This window comes from Polyangium sp. y55x31 (assembly GCF_029946505.1).
In the GTDB taxonomy this organism is placed as follows: Bacteria; Myxococcota_A; Polyangia; order Polyangiales; family Polyangiaceae; genus Polyangium.
The window spans coordinates 169,900-186,822 of record NZ_JARZHG010000010.1; the positions used below are offsets into that span (position 1 = coordinate 169,900).

Annotated in this window: 16 protein-coding genes; 8 read left to right on the forward strand and 8 right to left on the reverse strand. The window is 68.0% G+C overall.

Going from position 1 to position 16,923, the window contains the following annotated elements; genetic code table 11:
- Window positions 1-97 precede the first annotated feature (97 nt).
- Together QHF84_RS19880 and QHF84_RS19885 are read left to right on the forward strand one after the other, a co-directional pair.
- The gene (locus QHF84_RS19880) at window positions 98-1,522 is read left to right on the forward strand and encodes a M20 family metallopeptidase (protein ID WP_281314910.1); all 1,425 of its coding nucleotides are present in this window, start codon (window positions 98-100) and stop codon (window positions 1,520-1,522) included.
- A gap of 43 nt (window positions 1,523-1,565) precedes the next feature.
- Entirely contained in the window at window positions 1,566-2,267 is a 702-nt protein-coding gene (locus QHF84_RS19885) for a hypothetical protein (protein WP_281314911.1), read from the forward strand.
- A gap of 346 nt (window positions 2,268-2,613) precedes the next feature.
- Here QHF84_RS19885 and QHF84_RS19890 read toward each other — a convergent pair whose 3' ends face one another.
- Together QHF84_RS19890 and QHF84_RS19895 are read right to left on the reverse strand one after the other, a co-directional pair.
- Window positions 2,614-3,057 carry a MauE/DoxX family redox-associated membrane protein gene (locus QHF84_RS19890; RefSeq protein ID WP_281314912.1) on the reverse strand — a complete coding sequence of 148 codons (444 nt, stop codon included), beginning with the start codon at window positions 3,055-3,057 and terminating at the stop codon, window positions 2,614-2,616.
- Window positions 3,054-3,590 carry a rhodanese-like domain-containing protein gene (locus tag QHF84_RS19895; RefSeq protein ID WP_281314913.1) on the reverse strand — a complete coding sequence of 179 codons (537 nt, stop codon included), beginning with the start codon at window positions 3,588-3,590 and terminating at the stop codon, window positions 3,054-3,056. The genes QHF84_RS19890 and QHF84_RS19895 overlap by 4 nt, the downstream gene beginning before the upstream one ends.
- A 141-nt stretch (window positions 3,591-3,731) precedes the next feature.
- Here QHF84_RS19895 and QHF84_RS19900 point away from each other — a divergent pair, with 141 nt between their 5' ends.
- The gene (locus QHF84_RS19900) at window positions 3,732-4,997 is read left to right on the forward strand and encodes a PAAR domain-containing protein (protein ID WP_281314914.1); all 1,266 of its coding nucleotides are present in this window, start codon (window positions 3,732-3,734) and stop codon (window positions 4,995-4,997) included.
- Window positions 4,994-5,710 (forward strand): ankyrin repeat domain-containing protein, encoded by a 717-nt coding sequence (locus tag QHF84_RS19905; protein ID WP_281314915.1) that lies wholly within the window; start codon window positions 4,994-4,996, stop codon window positions 5,708-5,710. The genes QHF84_RS19900 and QHF84_RS19905 overlap by 4 nt, the downstream gene beginning before the upstream one ends.
- On the opposite strand, the gene QHF84_RS19910 is transcribed toward QHF84_RS19905, so the two are convergent.
- Both QHF84_RS19910 and QHF84_RS19915 read right to left on the reverse strand, forming a co-directional pair.
- On the reverse strand, window positions 5,686-6,744 hold the full coding sequence (locus tag QHF84_RS19910; protein WP_281314916.1) for an RNA ligase family protein: 1,059 nt from the start codon (window positions 6,742-6,744) through the stop codon (window positions 5,686-5,688). The genes QHF84_RS19905 and QHF84_RS19910 overlap by 25 nt on opposite strands.
- Window positions 6,745-6,751: 7 nt before the next feature.
- Window positions 6,752-7,210, reverse strand: a complete 459-nt coding sequence (locus QHF84_RS19915; protein ID WP_281314917.1) for a hypothetical protein — start codon at window positions 7,208-7,210, stop codon at window positions 6,752-6,754.
- Window positions 7,211-7,436: 226 nt separating this feature from the next.
- Between QHF84_RS19915 and QHF84_RS19920 the strand changes: the two genes are divergently transcribed.
- Window positions 7,437-8,237 carry a hypothetical protein gene (locus QHF84_RS19920; RefSeq protein WP_281314918.1) on the forward strand — a complete coding sequence of 267 codons (801 nt, stop codon included), beginning with the start codon at window positions 7,437-7,439 and terminating at the stop codon, window positions 8,235-8,237.
- Between the two features lie 29 nt (window positions 8,238-8,266).
- Here QHF84_RS19920 and QHF84_RS19925 read toward each other — a convergent pair whose 3' ends face one another.
- Both QHF84_RS19925 and QHF84_RS19930 read right to left on the reverse strand, forming a co-directional pair.
- Window positions 8,267-9,658 carry a DUF2252 domain-containing protein gene (locus QHF84_RS19925; protein ID WP_281314919.1) on the reverse strand — a complete coding sequence of 464 codons (1,392 nt, stop codon included), beginning with the start codon at window positions 9,656-9,658 and terminating at the stop codon, window positions 8,267-8,269.
- Between the two features lie 192 nt (window positions 9,659-9,850).
- A complete protein-coding gene (locus QHF84_RS19930) occupies window positions 9,851-10,255 on the reverse strand; it encodes a hypothetical protein (protein ID WP_281314920.1) in 405 nt (134 codons plus the stop codon).
- Window positions 10,256-10,383: 128 nt separating this feature from the next.
- Between QHF84_RS19930 and QHF84_RS19935 the strand changes: the two genes are divergently transcribed.
- Window positions 10,384-11,670: a PucR family transcriptional regulator gene (locus QHF84_RS19935; RefSeq protein WP_281314921.1), complete on the forward strand. Its 1,287-nt coding sequence runs from the start codon at window positions 10,384-10,386 to the stop codon at window positions 11,668-11,670.
- An 82-nt stretch (window positions 11,671-11,752) separates the two neighbouring features.
- On the opposite strand, the gene QHF84_RS19940 is transcribed toward QHF84_RS19935, so the two are convergent.
- Complete coding sequence (locus QHF84_RS19940) at window positions 11,753-12,244, reverse strand: VOC family protein (protein WP_281314922.1); 492 nt, start codon at window positions 12,242-12,244, stop codon at window positions 11,753-11,755.
- A 205-nt stretch (window positions 12,245-12,449) separates the two neighbouring features.
- Window positions 12,450-14,144 carry an AMP-binding protein gene (locus QHF84_RS19945; protein WP_281314923.1) on the reverse strand — a complete coding sequence of 565 codons (1,695 nt, stop codon included), beginning with the start codon at window positions 14,142-14,144 and terminating at the stop codon, window positions 12,450-12,452.
- 282 nt (window positions 14,145-14,426) lie between these two features.
- Between QHF84_RS19945 and QHF84_RS19950 the strand changes: the two genes are divergently transcribed.
- Both QHF84_RS19950 and QHF84_RS19955 read left to right on the forward strand, forming a co-directional pair.
- Window positions 14,427-15,719: a PAS domain-containing protein gene (locus tag QHF84_RS19950; protein ID WP_281314924.1), complete on the forward strand. Its 1,293-nt coding sequence runs from the start codon at window positions 14,427-14,429 to the stop codon at window positions 15,717-15,719.
- Between the two features lie 104 nt (window positions 15,720-15,823).
- Window positions 15,824-16,834: an alpha/beta hydrolase-fold protein gene (locus QHF84_RS19955; protein ID WP_281314925.1), complete on the forward strand. Its 1,011-nt coding sequence runs from the start codon at window positions 15,824-15,826 to the stop codon at window positions 16,832-16,834.
- Window positions 16,835-16,923: the final 89 nt, after the last annotated feature.

The window sequence follows — 16,923 nt, forward strand, 5'->3', positions numbered from 1 at the left end:
TCTCGCGCTCCCGCTCCCGCGCCCGCTTCCGCCTCCGCTCCCCGCTTCACCTCGGGCCACGTTCGGCGCTAAGGTCCGCCCGAAGGAACGACCCCGCATGACCACCAAGCTCGACAAATCGCACGCCGAAGCCTTCTCCGAGCGCATCTGGGAGCAGGAGATCCTCCCCGCCCTCACCGAGTACATCCGCATCCCCAACAAGTCCCCCTCGTTCGATCGCAACTGGCGCGAGAACGGCCACATGGAGCGCGCCGTCACGCTCATCGAGCAGTGGTGCCGGGCCCAGCCCGTCCCCGGCCTCAAGGTCGAGGTCGTGCGCCTCGAAGGCCGGACGCCTGTCATCCTCATGGAAGTCCCCGGCAAGGGTGACGACACCGTCCTGCTCTACGGTCACCTCGACAAGCAGCCCGAGATGACCGGCTGGGCCGAGGGCAAAGGCCCCTGGGAGCCCGTGCGCGAAGGCGACAAGCTCTACGGGCGCGGCGGCGCCGACGACGGGTACTCGGCCTTCGCCTCCGTCGCGGCCCTCCGCCTGCTCGCCGAGCAGGGCCTCCCGCACGCGCGTTGTGTCGTGTTGATCGAAGCCGCCGAGGAGAGCGGCAGCTTCGACCTGCCCGCATACATCGACGCGCTCGCCCCCCGCATCGGGAAGCCGAGCCTCGTCGTTTGCCTCGATTCCGGCTGCGGCAACTACGATCAGCTCTGGACCACGACCTCGCTCCGCGGCCTCGTGCAAGGCACGCTCGAGGTACGCATCCTGCGCGAGGGCGTGCACTCCGGCTCGGCGAGCGGCGTCGCGGCGTCGAGCTTCCGCATCCTCCGCCAGCTCCTCTCGCGCATCGAGGACGAGCGCACCGGGCGTATCCTCGTGGACGAGCTCTTCGCGGTCATCCCCGAGCAACGGATCGGCCAGGCCGAGGCCGCCGCTGCGGTTCTCGGGGACGCGGTGTACACGGAGATGCCCTGGGCCGCGGGCGCGAAGCCGATGGCGCAGGACAACAAGGAGCTCCTGCTCAACCGCACCTGGCGACCCGCGCTCAGCGTGACAGGCGCCGACGGCCTGCCGCCGATCGCGAACGCAGGCAACGTCCTCCGCCCCTTCACCAAGGTCAAACTCTCGATGCGGATCCCGCCCCGCGTGAACCCGCGGCGCGCGGCCGATGCGCTCAAGCGCGCCCTCGAAGCAGATCCGCCGTACGGAGCCGACGTCACGTTCACGCTCTCGGAGCCCTCCGAGGGCTGGGACGCACCGCCGCTCGCGCCTTGGCTCGACGCGGCGATGCACCGCGCGAGCCAGGCGTTCTTCGGCAAGCCCGCGATGGCGTTCGGCGAAGGCGGGACCATCCCGTTCATGGCCATGCTCGGCGAGAAGTTCCCCGAGGCCCAGTACCTCATCACGGGCGTCCTCGGCCCGCAGTCGAACGCGCACGGCCCGAACGAGTTCTTGCACATCCGTTGCGGCAAGAAGCTGACGGCGTGTGTCGCCAGCGTCATCGCGGATCATTTCACCCGGAACGCGTAAGAGATCGGGGCACGGCGCGCGCGGGTCGTAGTATCCTCGTGTCATGCCCCCGTCCTCCGGCTCGAACCAGTTCGCCCCCGGCATCCACCACGTCGACTGGCCCGTCGTCGCGGACGAGGAGCGGCTCCCGCGTGATCCGATGGAGGCGCTCGACAAGCTGACGCAGCTCAACGGTTCGAGCCCCTCGGCAAGCGCACACGCATGCGGCGCGGTCTCGCTCGTGGGCGCGATGCTCGCGACCTCGGGCTACGCAGGGCTCGTCGAGCTCGCCGCACGCATCGCAGACGAACTCGACGACGAGAAGCGCACCGAGCTGACGCGGCTCGCGCAGGCCATCACGAGCGACGGCCCCGAGGCGACGTACGGCGCGCTCGCCGATTACGCGATCCTGCTCTACCGGCGCTACCGCGGGATGGACGGCGGAATGGAGTACCGCAAGCTGCTCCACCTGATGCAACGCGCAGGTTTTTCCCCGCCGCGCCGGCCAAACGACGACGACCTCGCGCGGACGCTCGACCACAAAGGCGAATGCTGGCCCGCCAAGATCTCGATATTCGGCGACGAAGGCGATCACTGGATCCTCGTCGGCCGCGACGCGCGTGGCCTCTTCGTGTTCGATCCGTACCCGCGGGAAGACGGCAGCCAGATCATCCGCCCCGGGGAAGCCGACTGGAAGCGGTACGTGGAAGCCATCGGAGAGGACGAAGCAGGCCGGAACACGATTGGCTTTCTGCCAGCCGAGTGACGCCCGCACAGGCGTCGCGCCGGGGCGCTGCCCCGGACCCCGCGGGGGCTGTTCGCCCCTCGACCCGAACCAGCGCCAGCGCTGGACCTTTTGGGGAAGAACTGCGCGATGCGCAGTTCTTCCCACAGGCCGGTGGCAAGACCATGAAGGTCGTCGCACGCAGCGGCACGTTGCCCGCTGAAACGTCAACGCTGCCGCCTTGGCTGGCAGGGTCGTCGTGGGTCTTGACCTGGCCCGTTCGATGAACTGCGCATCGCGCAGTTCATCGACCCCGAGTCCAGCGCTTGCGCTGGTCCGGGTCCAGGGGTGGACAACCCCTGGTCGGGTCCGGGGTGAAACCCCGGCGCTACGCTCCCGCCTTCGCACGCGCGGGGCGCGCCGGCGGCTCTTTCGACAGCCAAAACAGCAGCACCCCCGCCGCCACCAGCGCCACGTCGCGCAGCACCGTCAACATCGTCACGGGCCCCGAGCCCTCGCCGAAGCAGCCGCACGTGATGTTCACGCCGCGCGCGACCACGGAGGCCACGGCCACCGTGAACACGCCGAGCACCAGCGTCGAGCCGAGCGCGCCCGCGCGCATCCATGGACGCGGCGCTGCGAGTAGCGCGAGGCCGAGGACGATCTCCACGGTTGGCAGCGTCGCTGCGAGCAGCGGGGCGAGATCCGGCAAGAGCTGGTAGTTGTGGATCTCCAGCGCGAACGAGGTTGGATCGTTGAATTTGAGCGCGCCGGCCGCGACGAACATGCCGCCGAGGCCGAGACGCAAGAGCCAAAGTAGCGCGGTCTTCACGGGCTCGGCTCCTGTTTGTGGGTGATGGCGCAGCCCGGACACGGGCCCGAGGCGCACGCGAGCCCCTCCTGCTCCCAGGCCGAAAAGCCGCCGCGTAGCACGCGCACGTCCATCTTGAGCCCGCGACGACGCAGCGTCTCGGCCACCTCGTAGGCCGCTTCGGTCGACTCGCCGTAGACCACGATCGTCTGGGCGTGCCCGAGCTCCTTCATCGCCACCTCGGCGCCGCTCGCGGTCGCGTCGCATGGCAGGTGGATCGCGTCGGCCACGTGCCCGGCTGCGAAGCGCTCGGCCGTGCGTGTGTCGGCGAAGAGCGTGCCTGGCTGACCGCACAGGACCGAGGCCTCGCGTGGCGTCATCTCGATCACGGGTGTCTCGTCTGCGGCGGCTGCGGTGCACGCCGTGGGTGGCTCGAAGCCGACGAGCGCGACGCCTGCGGGCCGTGCTGCGTTGATGCCGAGGCCGAGCGCCGCGCTTCCGAGGAGCAGCGCTGCCGACCGCAGGACGAGGGGTCGATCGAGCCCGGACGACATCCTCCCGCGAAGCTAGCGCGGAAGCGGCGGGGAGGCGAGGTATGCCGCGGCGCGTGGGTGCGGGTTGCGTTCATTTCGCGCTTCCCATCCCCTCGCCTCCCGGGTGATCATGGCCGCGCTCGATCGACCCCGAGGACCCGGATGAGCGACCCCATCGCAGCACGCAAAGGCGATCATCACCTCTGTATGCAGCATGTCGGCAAGGACATCTTGCCTGCGTGCGCGACGACCATCCTCGTCGGCGGCGAGCCTGCGGCCCGCGTGACCGACCAGCTCGAGTGCCAGGGCTCGCCGCCCGACGTCATCGGCATCGGCGAGCCCACGGTCTTGCTCGAAGGCAAGATGGCGGCGCGCTTCGGCGACGGCACGCTGCACGGCGGGCTCATCGACGAGGGTTGCCCCACCGTGATCATCGGCAAGATGACCGCGGCGGACAAACGCATGCGCCTCATGGAGCGCCTGCGCCTCATCGACGCGGCCCGGCAGCGCGCGGCCTCGATGCCGAACGGGCCCGAGAAGGATCGCCTCTCGAACGCGGCCGAGCGTCTCGCTCGGAACAACCGCTCGGTCGAGGACGCGCGCCTCGTGAACGACGTCTACAGGACGAGCGGCTCGCCCGAGGGCTGGACGCGCCTCGGCCCGAACGATCTCCCGCCGGAGCTGCGCAACGCCGTCTTCCACGACGACAGCACCGGGTTTTACTCCGACCTCTACCGCTCCGACATCGACGGCAGTTACCGGCTGGTCATGCGCGGCACGGAGTTCGAGACCTGGAAGCAGTGGAACGGCAACGACTGGCTCTGGGGCAACCTCTCGCAGGGCGCGGGCCTCGAAGGGGCGCAGTACACGCAGGCCGTCGAGCTCTCGCGGCAGGTCGCCGCGGTCTACGGCAACAACGCGAGCATCGCCGGGCACTCCCTCGGCGGCGGCCTCGCCTCGGCCGGCTCCCTCGCCTCGGGCCTGCCGGCGAACACGTTCAACGCCTCGGGCATCCACGAGAACACGTACGAGCGGTACGGGCTCGATCCTTCACAGGCGAACGATCTCATCGATGCGTATCGCGTCGACGGCGAGATCCTGACCTGGGCGCAGGAGCAGTCGCCCATCGCCGGGCTGATGCCGGACGCGATCGGCCAGAAGTACGATCTGAACGCGGTGAACCAGAATCCGGATGGGAGCTTCACGGCGCGGACGTGGCCGCCGGAGCCGACGTTCCAGAAGCCGGATCACTGGACGGGGTGGCTCAATCCGTTCGGCATGGGCAAGCGCACCGGCGAGTGGGCGCGGGCGGAGGCGGAGCAGGAGCTCGCCATCTTCGGCGAGAGGACCGAGCGGCACAGCACGCACGAGGCGGGCATCGAGCAGCAAAAGAGCCAGGACATCGCGACCATTCAGGGGATGATGTGAAGGACGTCAAGCGATTCGCCGAAGGTCTCGAGGGGCTGCTGGGCGAGAGGCCCGCCATGCCGCCCGCGCAGGCGGTGTTCCCGAGCGAGCGGCTGCGCGAGGCCGCGGCCGCCGCCGAGCGCGGCGACGTGGCCACGCTGCGCGCGCTCGTCGCGCGAGGTGCGGATCTCGACGAGGTCGCCCCCTCGGACGTGACCCTGCTCATGTACGAGATCGTCGCGAAGAACGAGACCGCCGTGCGGGCCCTGCTCGCGGCGGGCGCGAATCCGAACGTGCTCACGAACATCGGTACGTCGCCGATGCTGGTGGCCGCGACGAGCCCCGATCCACGTTTCCTCGTCCTTCTGCTCGACAACGGCGGAGACCCGAACCTCGAAAACCAGAAGGGTGTTCCCCTCGCCCACCAGGCCCTCAACTTCGGGCAATGGCAAAACCTGGGCATTCTTTTCGATCATGGCGTCCCCGTGGACGTGAAGAACAAGATGGAGCAGACGCCCGCGCTGCGGCTCGCGTATCTCAATCGGTACGACGAGGTGCACAAGCTGCTCGATCGCGGCGCCGATGCGGACGCGAAGGATCAGGTCGGTTTGTCCGTGCGCAAGCTCGCGGAGAAGCCGATCCCGGCGGCGGATTCGCCGCTCGAAGGGTGGCGGCGCAAGGTCGCCGAGCGGCTCGGGATTCCGGTCGATCAGGGCGGCGCGGCGCCGAGGTAGAGCTCGATCAAGGCGCGGGCTTCGCTGTCGAGGTGGGCGGCGAGCGCGCGGGTCTCGGCCGGCGAGAGGGCACGCAGGGCTTCGCCGTGGCGCGCGCGTAGCTCCGTTTCGAGGTCCTCGCGGACGAGCGCGAGCACCTCGCCGAGCCGCGCCGTGTCCCCAGGTCGTGTCGGTCCGACCTTGGAGACGGCGGCGTTCAGGCGATTCTCGTTCACCAGGGACGAGGCCTCGTGCACGAGCCAATCGATGGGCGAGGCGGAAGGCGCGCGCGGGCCGGCCCATTTTTCCGCCTCGTGAAAACGCTCGTCCTCGGCAAACTCGGGGATCTTGCGCTTCACGACGGGCCGCACCACGCCGGCGCGCCGCGGCACGACGAGCGCCCGTGCGGGCTTCAGGACCACGCCTTCGGCCTTGTTCGAGGGCCCGAGCGAAGGCAGGCCGAGGCGCGCGGGGATCGTGGTCTCGAAGCCGAGGGGATGGGCGAACGCGTCCTCGTAACGGCCACGAAAGAGCGGCCGCGCGAACGGAATGCCGGCGTTTTCGCACGCCTCGCGGGCCTCGTCCTGATCGAGGTACACGCGCTCGGAGATACCTTCCCGGACGAACCCCACGTCGAACGCGCAGAACTCGATCCCCGGGGCATACCAGCAGCCGGTCTGCACGGGCTGCACGCCCGGGATCGGCGTGACGTCGGGGTGCGGATATCCGCCGCCGAAGAGCTCGCCGTACACGAAGACGAGCGAGGCCTTCGGCTCGCGAGCTTTTACGCGCGCGAAGACGTCACGTACGCCGCCTGCGAGTCGCCCGAGGACCGCGCCGTGGCCAAAAAAATCCTCGTCGTCCGCGAGGAACCCCTTTCGTTTGGCGCAGCGCACCTCCTCGCCGGCCGTGACGAAACAGAAGTTCGCGCCGTGGATCTTCTCGGTGACGATCCACTCGGCGCGGCTCGCGGCGCGGTGGGCGGCCTCGTCGTCGCCGAGCGCGGCCGCGAGGCTCTCGGCGATCTTTTCGTACGGGGAGAACGGAGCCGTCACCGGGACCTCATTGCGTGGGATTCCCCGTGCAGAGCCATTCGCAGCCGCAGACCTCGAGCTTGTGCCCCTTCTCGGCGCAGGCGTCCTGGAACGCGGCGCTCGCCGGGTCCGGCGTGCAATCGTCCTTCGCCGGGGCGCAGGCCTTGCCGTGGCCCTCGGCGTCGTAGTGGGGCTTCGCGCCGCCGCCGCCGGGATTGCCGGCGCAGAGCATTTCGCACCCGCACTGGATCATGCGGAAGCCGCCGAGGGAGCAGCGATCGGCGAGGTCGCGATCGGGCGAGACGGCAGGACAATCGGCACGCGGAGGCTCGCAGGCCTTCTCCTGCCCGCGCGTGTCGTACCCCTTGGCTGGCGCGACCGCGGCGCCCATCGTCTCGGGCGGATGCGGCGGGGGCGTCTGGCCACCGCAAGCAAAGAGGGAGACGGCGAGGACGAGGAAAAGCGGGCGCGGCGTGGAAAGGGTCATGGCGGGCGGGAGAGGAAACCACTCGCGGGGCGGGGCGTCAATGGGCGGGATGCGGCAAGCGGCGAGCGGAAGCCAGCCGCGGAGGCGCGCACGAGCGGACGAGCCGGCGCAGGCTCGCTCGTGCGGCAGCGCCGGTTTGGCAAGCGCGATGCAAGGCCCGCGGGGAGTCCCGTGAATGGTCCGCTACGTACCACTGGATGGGACGCGGCTTTGGGCAGGCACACCCATGCAGATCGACGTCGAACACCGGCTGAGCTGGGAGGCCGTGCTCGCGCTCACGAGCGCCATTCTCCTGCTCTCCAACGAGTTCGGGTATCGGTTCGGTCTTCGGCACTCCACGGAATCGATCGAGAGCAAAAAGGCGCAAGCGGGGGTAATCCAGGGCGCGCTCCTCGCGCTGCTCGGCCTACTCCTCGCCTTCAGCTTCCACATCGCGGAGTCGAGATTCAGCACTCGAAAGCTGCTCCTCCGTGAAGAAGCCAATGCGATCCGGACGGCCTACATGCGAGCCGAGATGCTCCCGGAGCCGGACAGAGATCGTGTCGAGCCGCTGCTGCGCGAATACGTGACGCTCCGGATCGCGCCCTCCACGCCCGAGGCGATCAGCCAGGCCATCGAGCGCTCCGAGGTGCTCCAGGGCGCTCTCTGGGACGAGGCCGTTCGGGTCGGTCGAGATCGTCCCGAATCGATGGTGATGCAGTTGTTCGTCGAATCGCTCGACGAGATCCTCGACCTGCACGAGTCCCGGGTCACCGTGGGCCTCTACCAGCGCTTGCCCAGGCCGATCCTGACGATGCTGTATACGCTGTCCATCCTGACGATCAGCTTGATCGGGTGGAGCTCCGGGCTCACCCGGCGGCGCGTCCTCACGCCGACCGTCGCGGTGATCCTGGCCATCAGCGCGGTCATCATGTTGATCATCGAGCTCGACCGCCCGACCGGCACGCTGTTCCACGTGAGCACGCGGGCCATGGAGGACGTGCAGCGGACGCTCATGCAGCACCAGGCGCCGGCCGCGAAGGATTGAGGAAAGCAGCGGGAACGGCGGCAGAAACGTCAGAGCGCGGTCTCGGCCTGGATGCGTCCGTTTTTCACCGCGGTCAAAAGCGCCTGGTGGTCGCGCTCCGTCTGGTCGGCGTAGGCGATCGCGAACGCGGCGATCGCCTCGTCGAAGGTGTCCGCTTTCCCGAGGTACGACGCGATCGCGATCCGATCGCCCGAGCGTGCGTGCGCGCGCGCGAGGGTCCAGCCGCAGAGACTGCCGTACGTCGTCAATACGACTTTGTCCAGCGCGGCGATGTCCACCGAGAACTTCCAGTCGCGTAGCTGGCGCACGTAAAAATCGCGCTCGATCCCGTCGACGCCCTTCACCCGCTGCCAGCCGAGGAAGATGTCGCTCGCGGCCTGCATCAGCCGCTGGCCCTCCACCACGCGCTGGCCGCTGTTGCGGTATTCACTCTTGCCGAGGAACGGCTCGAGGACCGAGGGTTGCGCCTCCTTCGCCTGGAGCAAGAGCGGGTCCTGGTCGTCACGGCCGAGAAACAACAGGATCCAGGCGCGCGCGCCGACACTCCCGACCCCGACGACCTTGTGGGCCATGTCCGTGAAATCGTACCCCTCCAGCAGGTGCCGCCGATCGGGCTGGAGGGTCGCGCGGTAGCCGCGCAGGATCTCGCGCACCTGCTGCTCGAGCTGCTCGCGGTCCGCGCCCTTCACGAACTCCTCCATCGGGACGATCAAGGGAGGATCGCTGATGATGCGCCGCCGGCCGCCAACCTTGTGGGTCAGGTCCTCGTAGGCGTGAATGCTGTCCTTCGTCCGAGCCTTCGCGATGTTGTGCTCGGTGACCTTCAGGCGCTTGTGACCCACCCGCGAGCCGAACTGTTCGAAGACATGCTCGATGTCGAGGCTCGCGTACCAGACGTCGAGGTTGCCGAGCGTCGCGAACTTCCGCATGGCCTCGCGATACTCGCGGACGGTCGAAAGGACGATGTCGGAGCGCGCCGATTTCGAGAAGCCATTGTCGCGCCCGGCGAGCTCCATGCTGGCCGCGAGCCGCTTCACGTCCCAGTCCCACGGCCCCGGGAGCGTCTCGTCGAAATCGTTGATGTCGAACATCATGCGTCGCTCGGGGGATCCGAACACCCCGAAATTCGAGAGGTGTGCGTCGCCGCAGAGCTGCACCCGCAGGCCCGAGCGCGTGGTGGCGGCCAGATCGGAGGCCATCACGTACGCGGCGCCCCGGTAAAACGTGAACGGCGAGACGAGCATCCGGCCATGACGGATGGGCACGAGTTCGGGCACGCGGGTCTTCGACTGTTCTTCGAGTAACGCGATCGGATCGGGCCGGTTGGGCCGCGCCTCCCAGTTCGCGTGGGCGGCGCGTGGAATCTCCGCGCGCTCCGCCTTGCCGCGAGCCGCGTGCTCCTCGGCGGAGAGATGCGGCATCACCCACTCCCGCGCCACCGTCGATGATCCGTCGGATGATCCGTCTATGATGGCCATCTCCATTTTCAGTCCCTCCCTCGGCGCCGATCATCCCACGGCCGGGCGGGACGCGCCGTAGGTCGAGATCGGCGGTCCATATCAGGGCGACCAAGGAGGCTCATGACGAGCGTCGCGACCCCTGCGAAGTTTGTCTCAATGTGAAACCGGGTCGGTCTCGCACGCCAACGTGTTGTCCACGCATGTCCCAGCGCAACATTTCCCCGCGCGAACGTCCGTCACTGGCGCGATTGGAAAGCAGTCGTTGATCTGCCCGTCCGGCGTCGTCCGATCGAAGTGCACGCAGACGGCGTGTCCGAGCGTGGCCACGTCCCGACACCATTCGGGGATCCAGGCGTCCCAATCGTCCGGGTCGCACCATGCGTCCCACGTGCACGGATTGCAGTCGTCGCAACCGTTCCAATAATACTCGCCCGAGCAGTCCTTGTCCCACGATTCACCGGGGTCGAACATCTCCCCGCGAAAGCCCTGCCCTTCCAGAGGCTCCTGCGAAGCGCAGCCGAATACGAAAAGGATCGCAAGAAGGAACATTCGCGACATGGCATTCCCGATGCTGATACCGGCCTGCGACGCGTGATGCACAGGCATCCCGGTGACCCGAACGTGGAGGACCAGGCCGCCTGCGGCAAGGTGCACAATGCACCATAGTTTGTTAAGGTTGGTGCAGCATGCACCAGCGTCATGAGAAGCACGGCACGTGGCCGTGGCCGCGCCCGTCGAAGCGTGTGCGCGAATTGATCCGGCGCGGCGCCGAGATGGCCCTGAACACGCCTCACGAGTGGCTCGAGGAGCTCGACAAGGCGACGTTATCCATCGAGACCATGAAGGTCATTGCCGAGGACCCGGTGCTCGCGGCGGCCACACGCAGAACGAGCCGCGCGTACTTCTTCCACTGGGCGGAGGCAAACCTTCATGACCCAGGAGCGCCGGTCGCGCCCCACCTCGGCGCCGAATCACTCGGCATGGCACGTGACCTCGTGCGCCGCGGGGTGACCGAGTCCGCGCTGCACGCCTATCGCACCGGGCAAAACGCGGCCTGGCTCCGGTGGATGTCGATCGGCTTCGAGCTGACCTCCGATCCGGACGAGCTGCGCGAGCTGCTCGACATCTCGGCCCGCTCCATTTCTTTCTTTCTGGACGCGACGATCGCAGGCATCTCCGCCCAGATGAATGCGGAGCGCGACGAGCTGACCCGCGGCACCCACGCCGAGCGCCGCGAGGTCGTCGCGCTCCTCCTGAATGGCGCGCCGATCAGCCCCCAAAACGCATCCCGGCGGCTCGGGTACGAGCTCGACCAGACCCACCGCGCTGCCGTCGTCTGGAGCGACGAAACCGAGTCCGACCTCGGCTCCCTCGAAAGCGCGGCCGACGCCCTGGCCCGCGCCGCCGGCGCGCAACGCCCCCTCATCGTCGTGGCGAGCGCGGCAACCCTGTGGGTCTGGGTGCCAGGAGAAGCCGAACCAGACTTCGAGCGATTGCGCACGGCGATGGTACCGCTGCAAGGCGTCCGCATCGCGCTCGGATCCAAGAGCCGCAAAATCGAGGGCTTTCGTCGTAGCCACCTCGACGCCCTCACCACCCAGCGCATGATCGCCCGCCTGGGCTCCGATCAGCGTGTCGTCAGCTTCGACATGGTCCGGCTCGTCTCCTTGGTCACCCAGGATCCCGAAGGCGCGGACCAGTTCGTCAAGCACACGCTCGGTGACCTGGAATCGGCGAGCCCCGAGCTCAGAAGCGCATTACGAGCTTTCCTCGACGAAGGGTGCAACGCCTCCCGCACGGCAGCCCGCCTCCACACCCATCGGAACACCCTGCTGCGCCGGCTCGCCCGCGCCGAAGAGCTGCTCCCGCGACCGCTCGAGCAAAACCGCGTGGAAGTCGCCGTCGCACTCGAGGTGCTCCGCTGGCAGACCACTCGTGGGGCGAGGCATCAATGGGCAGGAGAGCGGTGTTGACTCGTTTCTGGGCGCAGCCTGGTCTCGCGCGCGCACATGACGAACCGAGCTCACCGCAAGAGCTGACGGCAGGCCGCCGCCGCTACGAGCGATAGGCCGCTTCGAGCGCTGCGATGTCGAGCTTGACCATCTTCAGCATCGCGTCCGTCACCTTCTTCGACCGGGCCCGGTTCGTGTCGCGCATCATCTCGTCGAGCGCGGCGGGCACGATCTGCCACCGCAGGCCGAAGCGATCGATGAGCCAGCCGCAGGCCTGCGGCCGGCCGCCGCCTTCGAGCAGCGCGTTCCAGTAGCGGTCGAGCTCCGCCTGATCGTCGCAGGCCACGACCATGGAGACGGCGTCGTTGAACTCGTGGTGGGGCCCGGCGCTGATCGCCTGGAAACGTTGCCCGAAGAGCGTGAAGTCCACGACCTTGACGGATCCCGGCGGCCCGCTCGGGGATTCGCTCTGGAGCTCGGTGACGTGGTCGACCCGCGAATCCGGGAAGACCGCGGCGTAAAACCTCGCCGCCTCCTCCGCCTCCTTCGCGTACCAGAGATGCGTAAAAATCTTCGTGTTGTTCTTCGCGGCCATACCGTTCCTCCTTCGACCCTTGGACTCCCCGCCCGGCCCGGAGTCATCGGTCCTGTTGTGTTTTTTTTCGGAGGGAGGTGGGTCGGCCGGCGAACGGCGGGATGGCCCGTCGTGGCCACGATGGACTCCCGCGAGAGCAGGCCACGCTCGGGGCCCTTGAGAGCACGATCGAAGGGAGAAAGCGCCTGTCCCCCTCTTTACACGACTAGCCCCGGACCTCGCCGAAATCCTCGGTCGTCCACTCCAGCGCGCCGCGCTCGTTCCGCGCGCGGCGCGCGGCCTCGAGCTTGCGCAGCTCGACGCGGCGGATCTTGCCCGAAATGGTCTTCGGCAAATCGGTGAATTCGATCCGCCGCACGCGCTTGTACGGGGCGAGGCGCTCGCGCGCGAACTGCAAGATGGCCTGCGCGGTGTCGCGCGTGGGCGAAACGCCGGGCGAAAGCACCACGAATGCCTTGGGCACGCTCGTGCGCACCGGGTCGGGGCTCGGCACCACCGCGGCTTCCGCCACGGCCGGGTGCTCCAGGAGCGCGCTCTCGAGCTCGAAGGGGCTGATCCGGTAGTCCGAGCTCTTGAACACGTCGTCGCCGCGGCCGACGAAGGTGTAGAGCCCTGCCGCGTCACGCACGGCTTCGTCGCCCGTACGATAGTATCCGCCCGCGGTGACCTCTGCGGTGCGCGCCTCGTCGTCGAGGTAACCCGCCATGAGCCCCATCGGCCGCGGATCGAGCGCGAGCGCGATCTCGCCCTCGGAGCCTGTGCGGCCCTCGGCGTCGAGCAGCGCGACAGCGTATCCGGGCAGCGGCCGGCCCATCGTACCGGGCACCACGGTCATGCCGGGCGTGTTGCCGATTTGCGCCGTGGTCTCCGTCTGCCCGTAACCGTCGCGCACCGTGACGTTCCACGCGCGGCGCACCGCATCGATGATCTCGGGATTGAGCGGCTCGCCGGCGCTCACGGCCTCCCGCAGCGAGACCCGGTGCGCCGCGAGGTTTTCGAGGATGAGCATCCGCCACACCGTGGGCGGCGCGCACAACGTGTCCACCTTGCACCGCGAAAGCAGATCGAGCGTGGCGGCGGGCACGAAGCGCTTGTACGCGTGGACGAGCACCGTGGCGCCGGCGTTCCACGGCGCGAACACGCTCGACCAGGCGTGCTTGGCCCAGCCGGGCGAGCTGATGTTGAGGTGCGTGTCCCCCTCGCGCAGCCCCACCCAGTACATCGTCGACAGGTGCCCGACGGGATAACTCTGGTGCGTGTGCAGCACGAGCTTCGGTTTGGCCGTGGTGCCCGACGTGAAGTAGAGCAGCAGCGGGTCGGTCGCGCGTGTGGGCGCGGCGCTCGCAGGCAAGGCGGCGGGCGCCGCGTATGCGTCGTCGTAGCGTATCCAGCCCTCGATCGGCTCGCCCACGGCGATACGCACCACGCGCGGATCGGCAGCGCCGAAGCGGTCTGCGACCGCCGACTCGGCGATCACGCAGCGCACCTCGCCACGCGTGAGCCGATCGGCCACGTCCTCCGGGGTGAGCTGCGTCGTCGCCGGGATGATCACCGCGCCGATCTTCGCGGCGCCGAGCAGCACCTCCCACAGCGGCAGCACGTTGGGGAGCATGACCAGGATACGCGCGCCACGTTCGACGCCGAGCCCGTGGAGAAACCGCGCCACGCGCGTGGAGCGCTCGGACAGCTCGGCGAACGTGGCGGTCGTCTCGGCGCCCGACTCGTCGACGATCCAGAGCGCGCGGCGCATGTTGCCGCGGGCGTACACGTCGAACCAGTCGGTGGCCCAGTTGAAGTGCTCGAGCACGGGCCAGGAAAAGCCTGCGCACGCGCGGTCGTGGTCGTCGCGTGTCGCGAGCAGGTGGTCACGGGCGCGGAGGAAGAGGTCCGTGGCGTTCATGGCGGCGGCTCCTTGCCAGGAGTATACGACCCGCAAAACGCGCGCAAGAGCGAGTCCTTCTCGCCGCCTTCGAGGAGCTCAATGGCATCGTGCATGCGCCGGACATCTCATCCCCCAGGAGATCCACCATAGAAACGCGCGAACGAGAGACCGGAGGCTTCGCGCGTGATCGAATGTGCGCCGACGACCGCAGCGGAGATCGTCATATTTCTGGCGGTTCGTGAGAGAATGCACCGGTGCCGACGGTGATTCCAACGACGCCCGATCGTGGTAGGGTGTCCCATGGATCTCGAAACGACGGACAGCCATTCCGACGAGACGAGCGCGCTGCGGGAGCGGATCGCATCTCTCGAGGCGAGGATCGCCGAGCTCGAGCAGGAGCGGCACGAGCTTCGTATGAGCGTGGAGCAATCCCAGGCGCTGGTCGCGGCCGTGGCGAAGATGTCGTGGTCGACGAACGCGGACGGCTCGACCGGCCTCGCGTCGATGCAATGGTGCGAGTTCACAGGACAAACCGTCGACGAGCTCCAGGGCGTAGGCTGGGCCGAAGCCCTGCATCCCGAGGATCGCGCCCACGCGGCGATGGCCTGGCAAAACGCCGTCGCCACCCGCAGCGTATACAACGTCGAGTTTCGACTCCGGCGCCGCGACGGCGTCTATCATCAATTCTGGTCGGTCGGCGTTCCGCACGTGCTCGAAGACGGCAGCATTCGAAAGTGGATCGGTTGCTGCGTCGACGTCACCGAGCAGCGACACACGGAGCGCGCATTGCGCGTGAGCGAGGAGCGCTACCGCTCGATCACGATGCGCCTGCCCGTCGCGGTCTTCGAGACCGACGCCGAAGGCAAGACCAAGTTCGTCAACGACACCTGGACGACCGTCACCGGCGTGCCGGCGAGTCAGGCCGCGGGGGACGGATGGGTCCGTGGGCTCCACCGGGACGACGTGAACCGCGTCGTCGAGAGCTGGCTCGAGGTCGTGAAAACGGGGGAGCAAAAGCACCCGCTCGACTTCAGGTTCCACTTGCCCGACGGGACGATTCGCTGGGTCAGCGCGAGGGCCGAGGCGATGAGGCGCGCGGATGGCGCGATCGAGGGGTTCCTCGGCACGCTGACCGACATCAACGACCGCAAGCAAGCCGAGGAGCTCTTGCGCGAGACGATGGAGCAAAAAGAGATCATCGAGGCGCAACGCCAGCGGCTCGCGGATCTGTCCACGCCCCTCATCCCCATCACGGATCGGATCCTCACGATGCCGCTCGTCGGGGCGCTCGATCCCGAGCGAGCCGAGCAGGTCCTCACGACGCTGCTCGAAGGCGTGAGCCGCACGGGCGCGGCCGTGGCCATCCTCGACATCACCGGCGTCGCCGTGGTGGATACCCAGGTCGCGAGCGCCTTGCTCCGCGCCGCACAAGCCGTGCGGCTCCTCGGCGCCGAGGTCATTCTCAGCGGAATTCGCGCGGAGGTCGCGCAAACCCTCGTGGGCCTGGGCGCAGAGTTCGGAGGCCTCATCACGACGGGCAGCCTCAAGCTCGGTATCGATCGCGCAATGAAGGCCGTATCGCGCCGCGGGTGATCGGCGTCGAGCCCAAGGCGCCCTGTTCCCGGGACGCAAAGGAAGCAGCGGCGGCCCGCGAGGAACCTGTTTACACGCCCTGCCGACTCGCCGATAATCGGCGGATGGGTCACGCCAAAATTCAGGTCTTTTATCCCGTGACGCGGGGGCGCGTCGTGCTTCGGACGGAATTCGACTGGAATCGCTCCATCGAGCCCAGTTACGTCAGCGACGATCGCACGATCACGGAGTTCGCCATCGACTCCGACCAGAAGTACTTCTACTTCAAACCTTGCCTCGAAGGCGAAGGCACGGCCCTCACCTGGTCGCAGGGCGACAACTACCTCGCCACCACCAGCGACGCCACGATTCGCCGGTGTTATCCGCACTTCTTCTGCCCCGCGCAGGGCACGTTCTCCCCGATCGTCACCGTGCCCGAGGGCCAGGCCGAGGCGAACCACCTCGTCCGGGTCTACTTCCCCCCGGGCTACGACGAGAACACCTTGAAGCGTTATCCCGTGCTCTACATGCAAGACGGGACGAACCTCTTCTTCGGCGACGAGGCCTTCGGCGGCAACGAGTGGCGCGTCGACGAAAACGTCGAGCTGCTCCATTCGATGAACCTCATCGACAAGGTCATCGTCGTCGGCATTTACGCGAAAGACCGGATGTACGAGTACACGAAGCCCGGCTACGAGCGCTACGGCGATTGGATGGTCAACCAGCTCAAGCCGTTCATCGACGAGCGCCTGCGCACCCTGCCCGACGCGCAGAACACGGCCGTGATGGGCTCCTCGCTCGGCGGCGTGGTCTCGTTTTTCCTGGGCTGGCATTACCCGCACGTCTTCGGCAAGGCGGCCTGCCTGTCGAGCACGTTCGGCTACCAGGACGACCTCATGGATCGCGTGGCATCCGAGCCCAAGCGGAACGTGCGTTTCTACATCGACAGCGGCTGGCCGCGCGACAACTACGAGCGCACCACGGCCATGCGTGATCAGCTCCTCACGAAGGGCTACGAGTTCGGCAAGGACCTGCTCTATTTCGCCTTCCCCGGCGCCCTCCACAACGAGGACTCCTGGGCCGCGCGCAGCCACGTCCCCTTCCAGTATTTCTTCGGCAAAGCCGCGCGCGTCTGACACGCCCCGGCCCCGCTCGCTCGGTCCCGAGGGCTGACCGGCCTGCGTCTTGCTCCGGCGGATCCCCATGCCGTTCGGATTCCTATTCG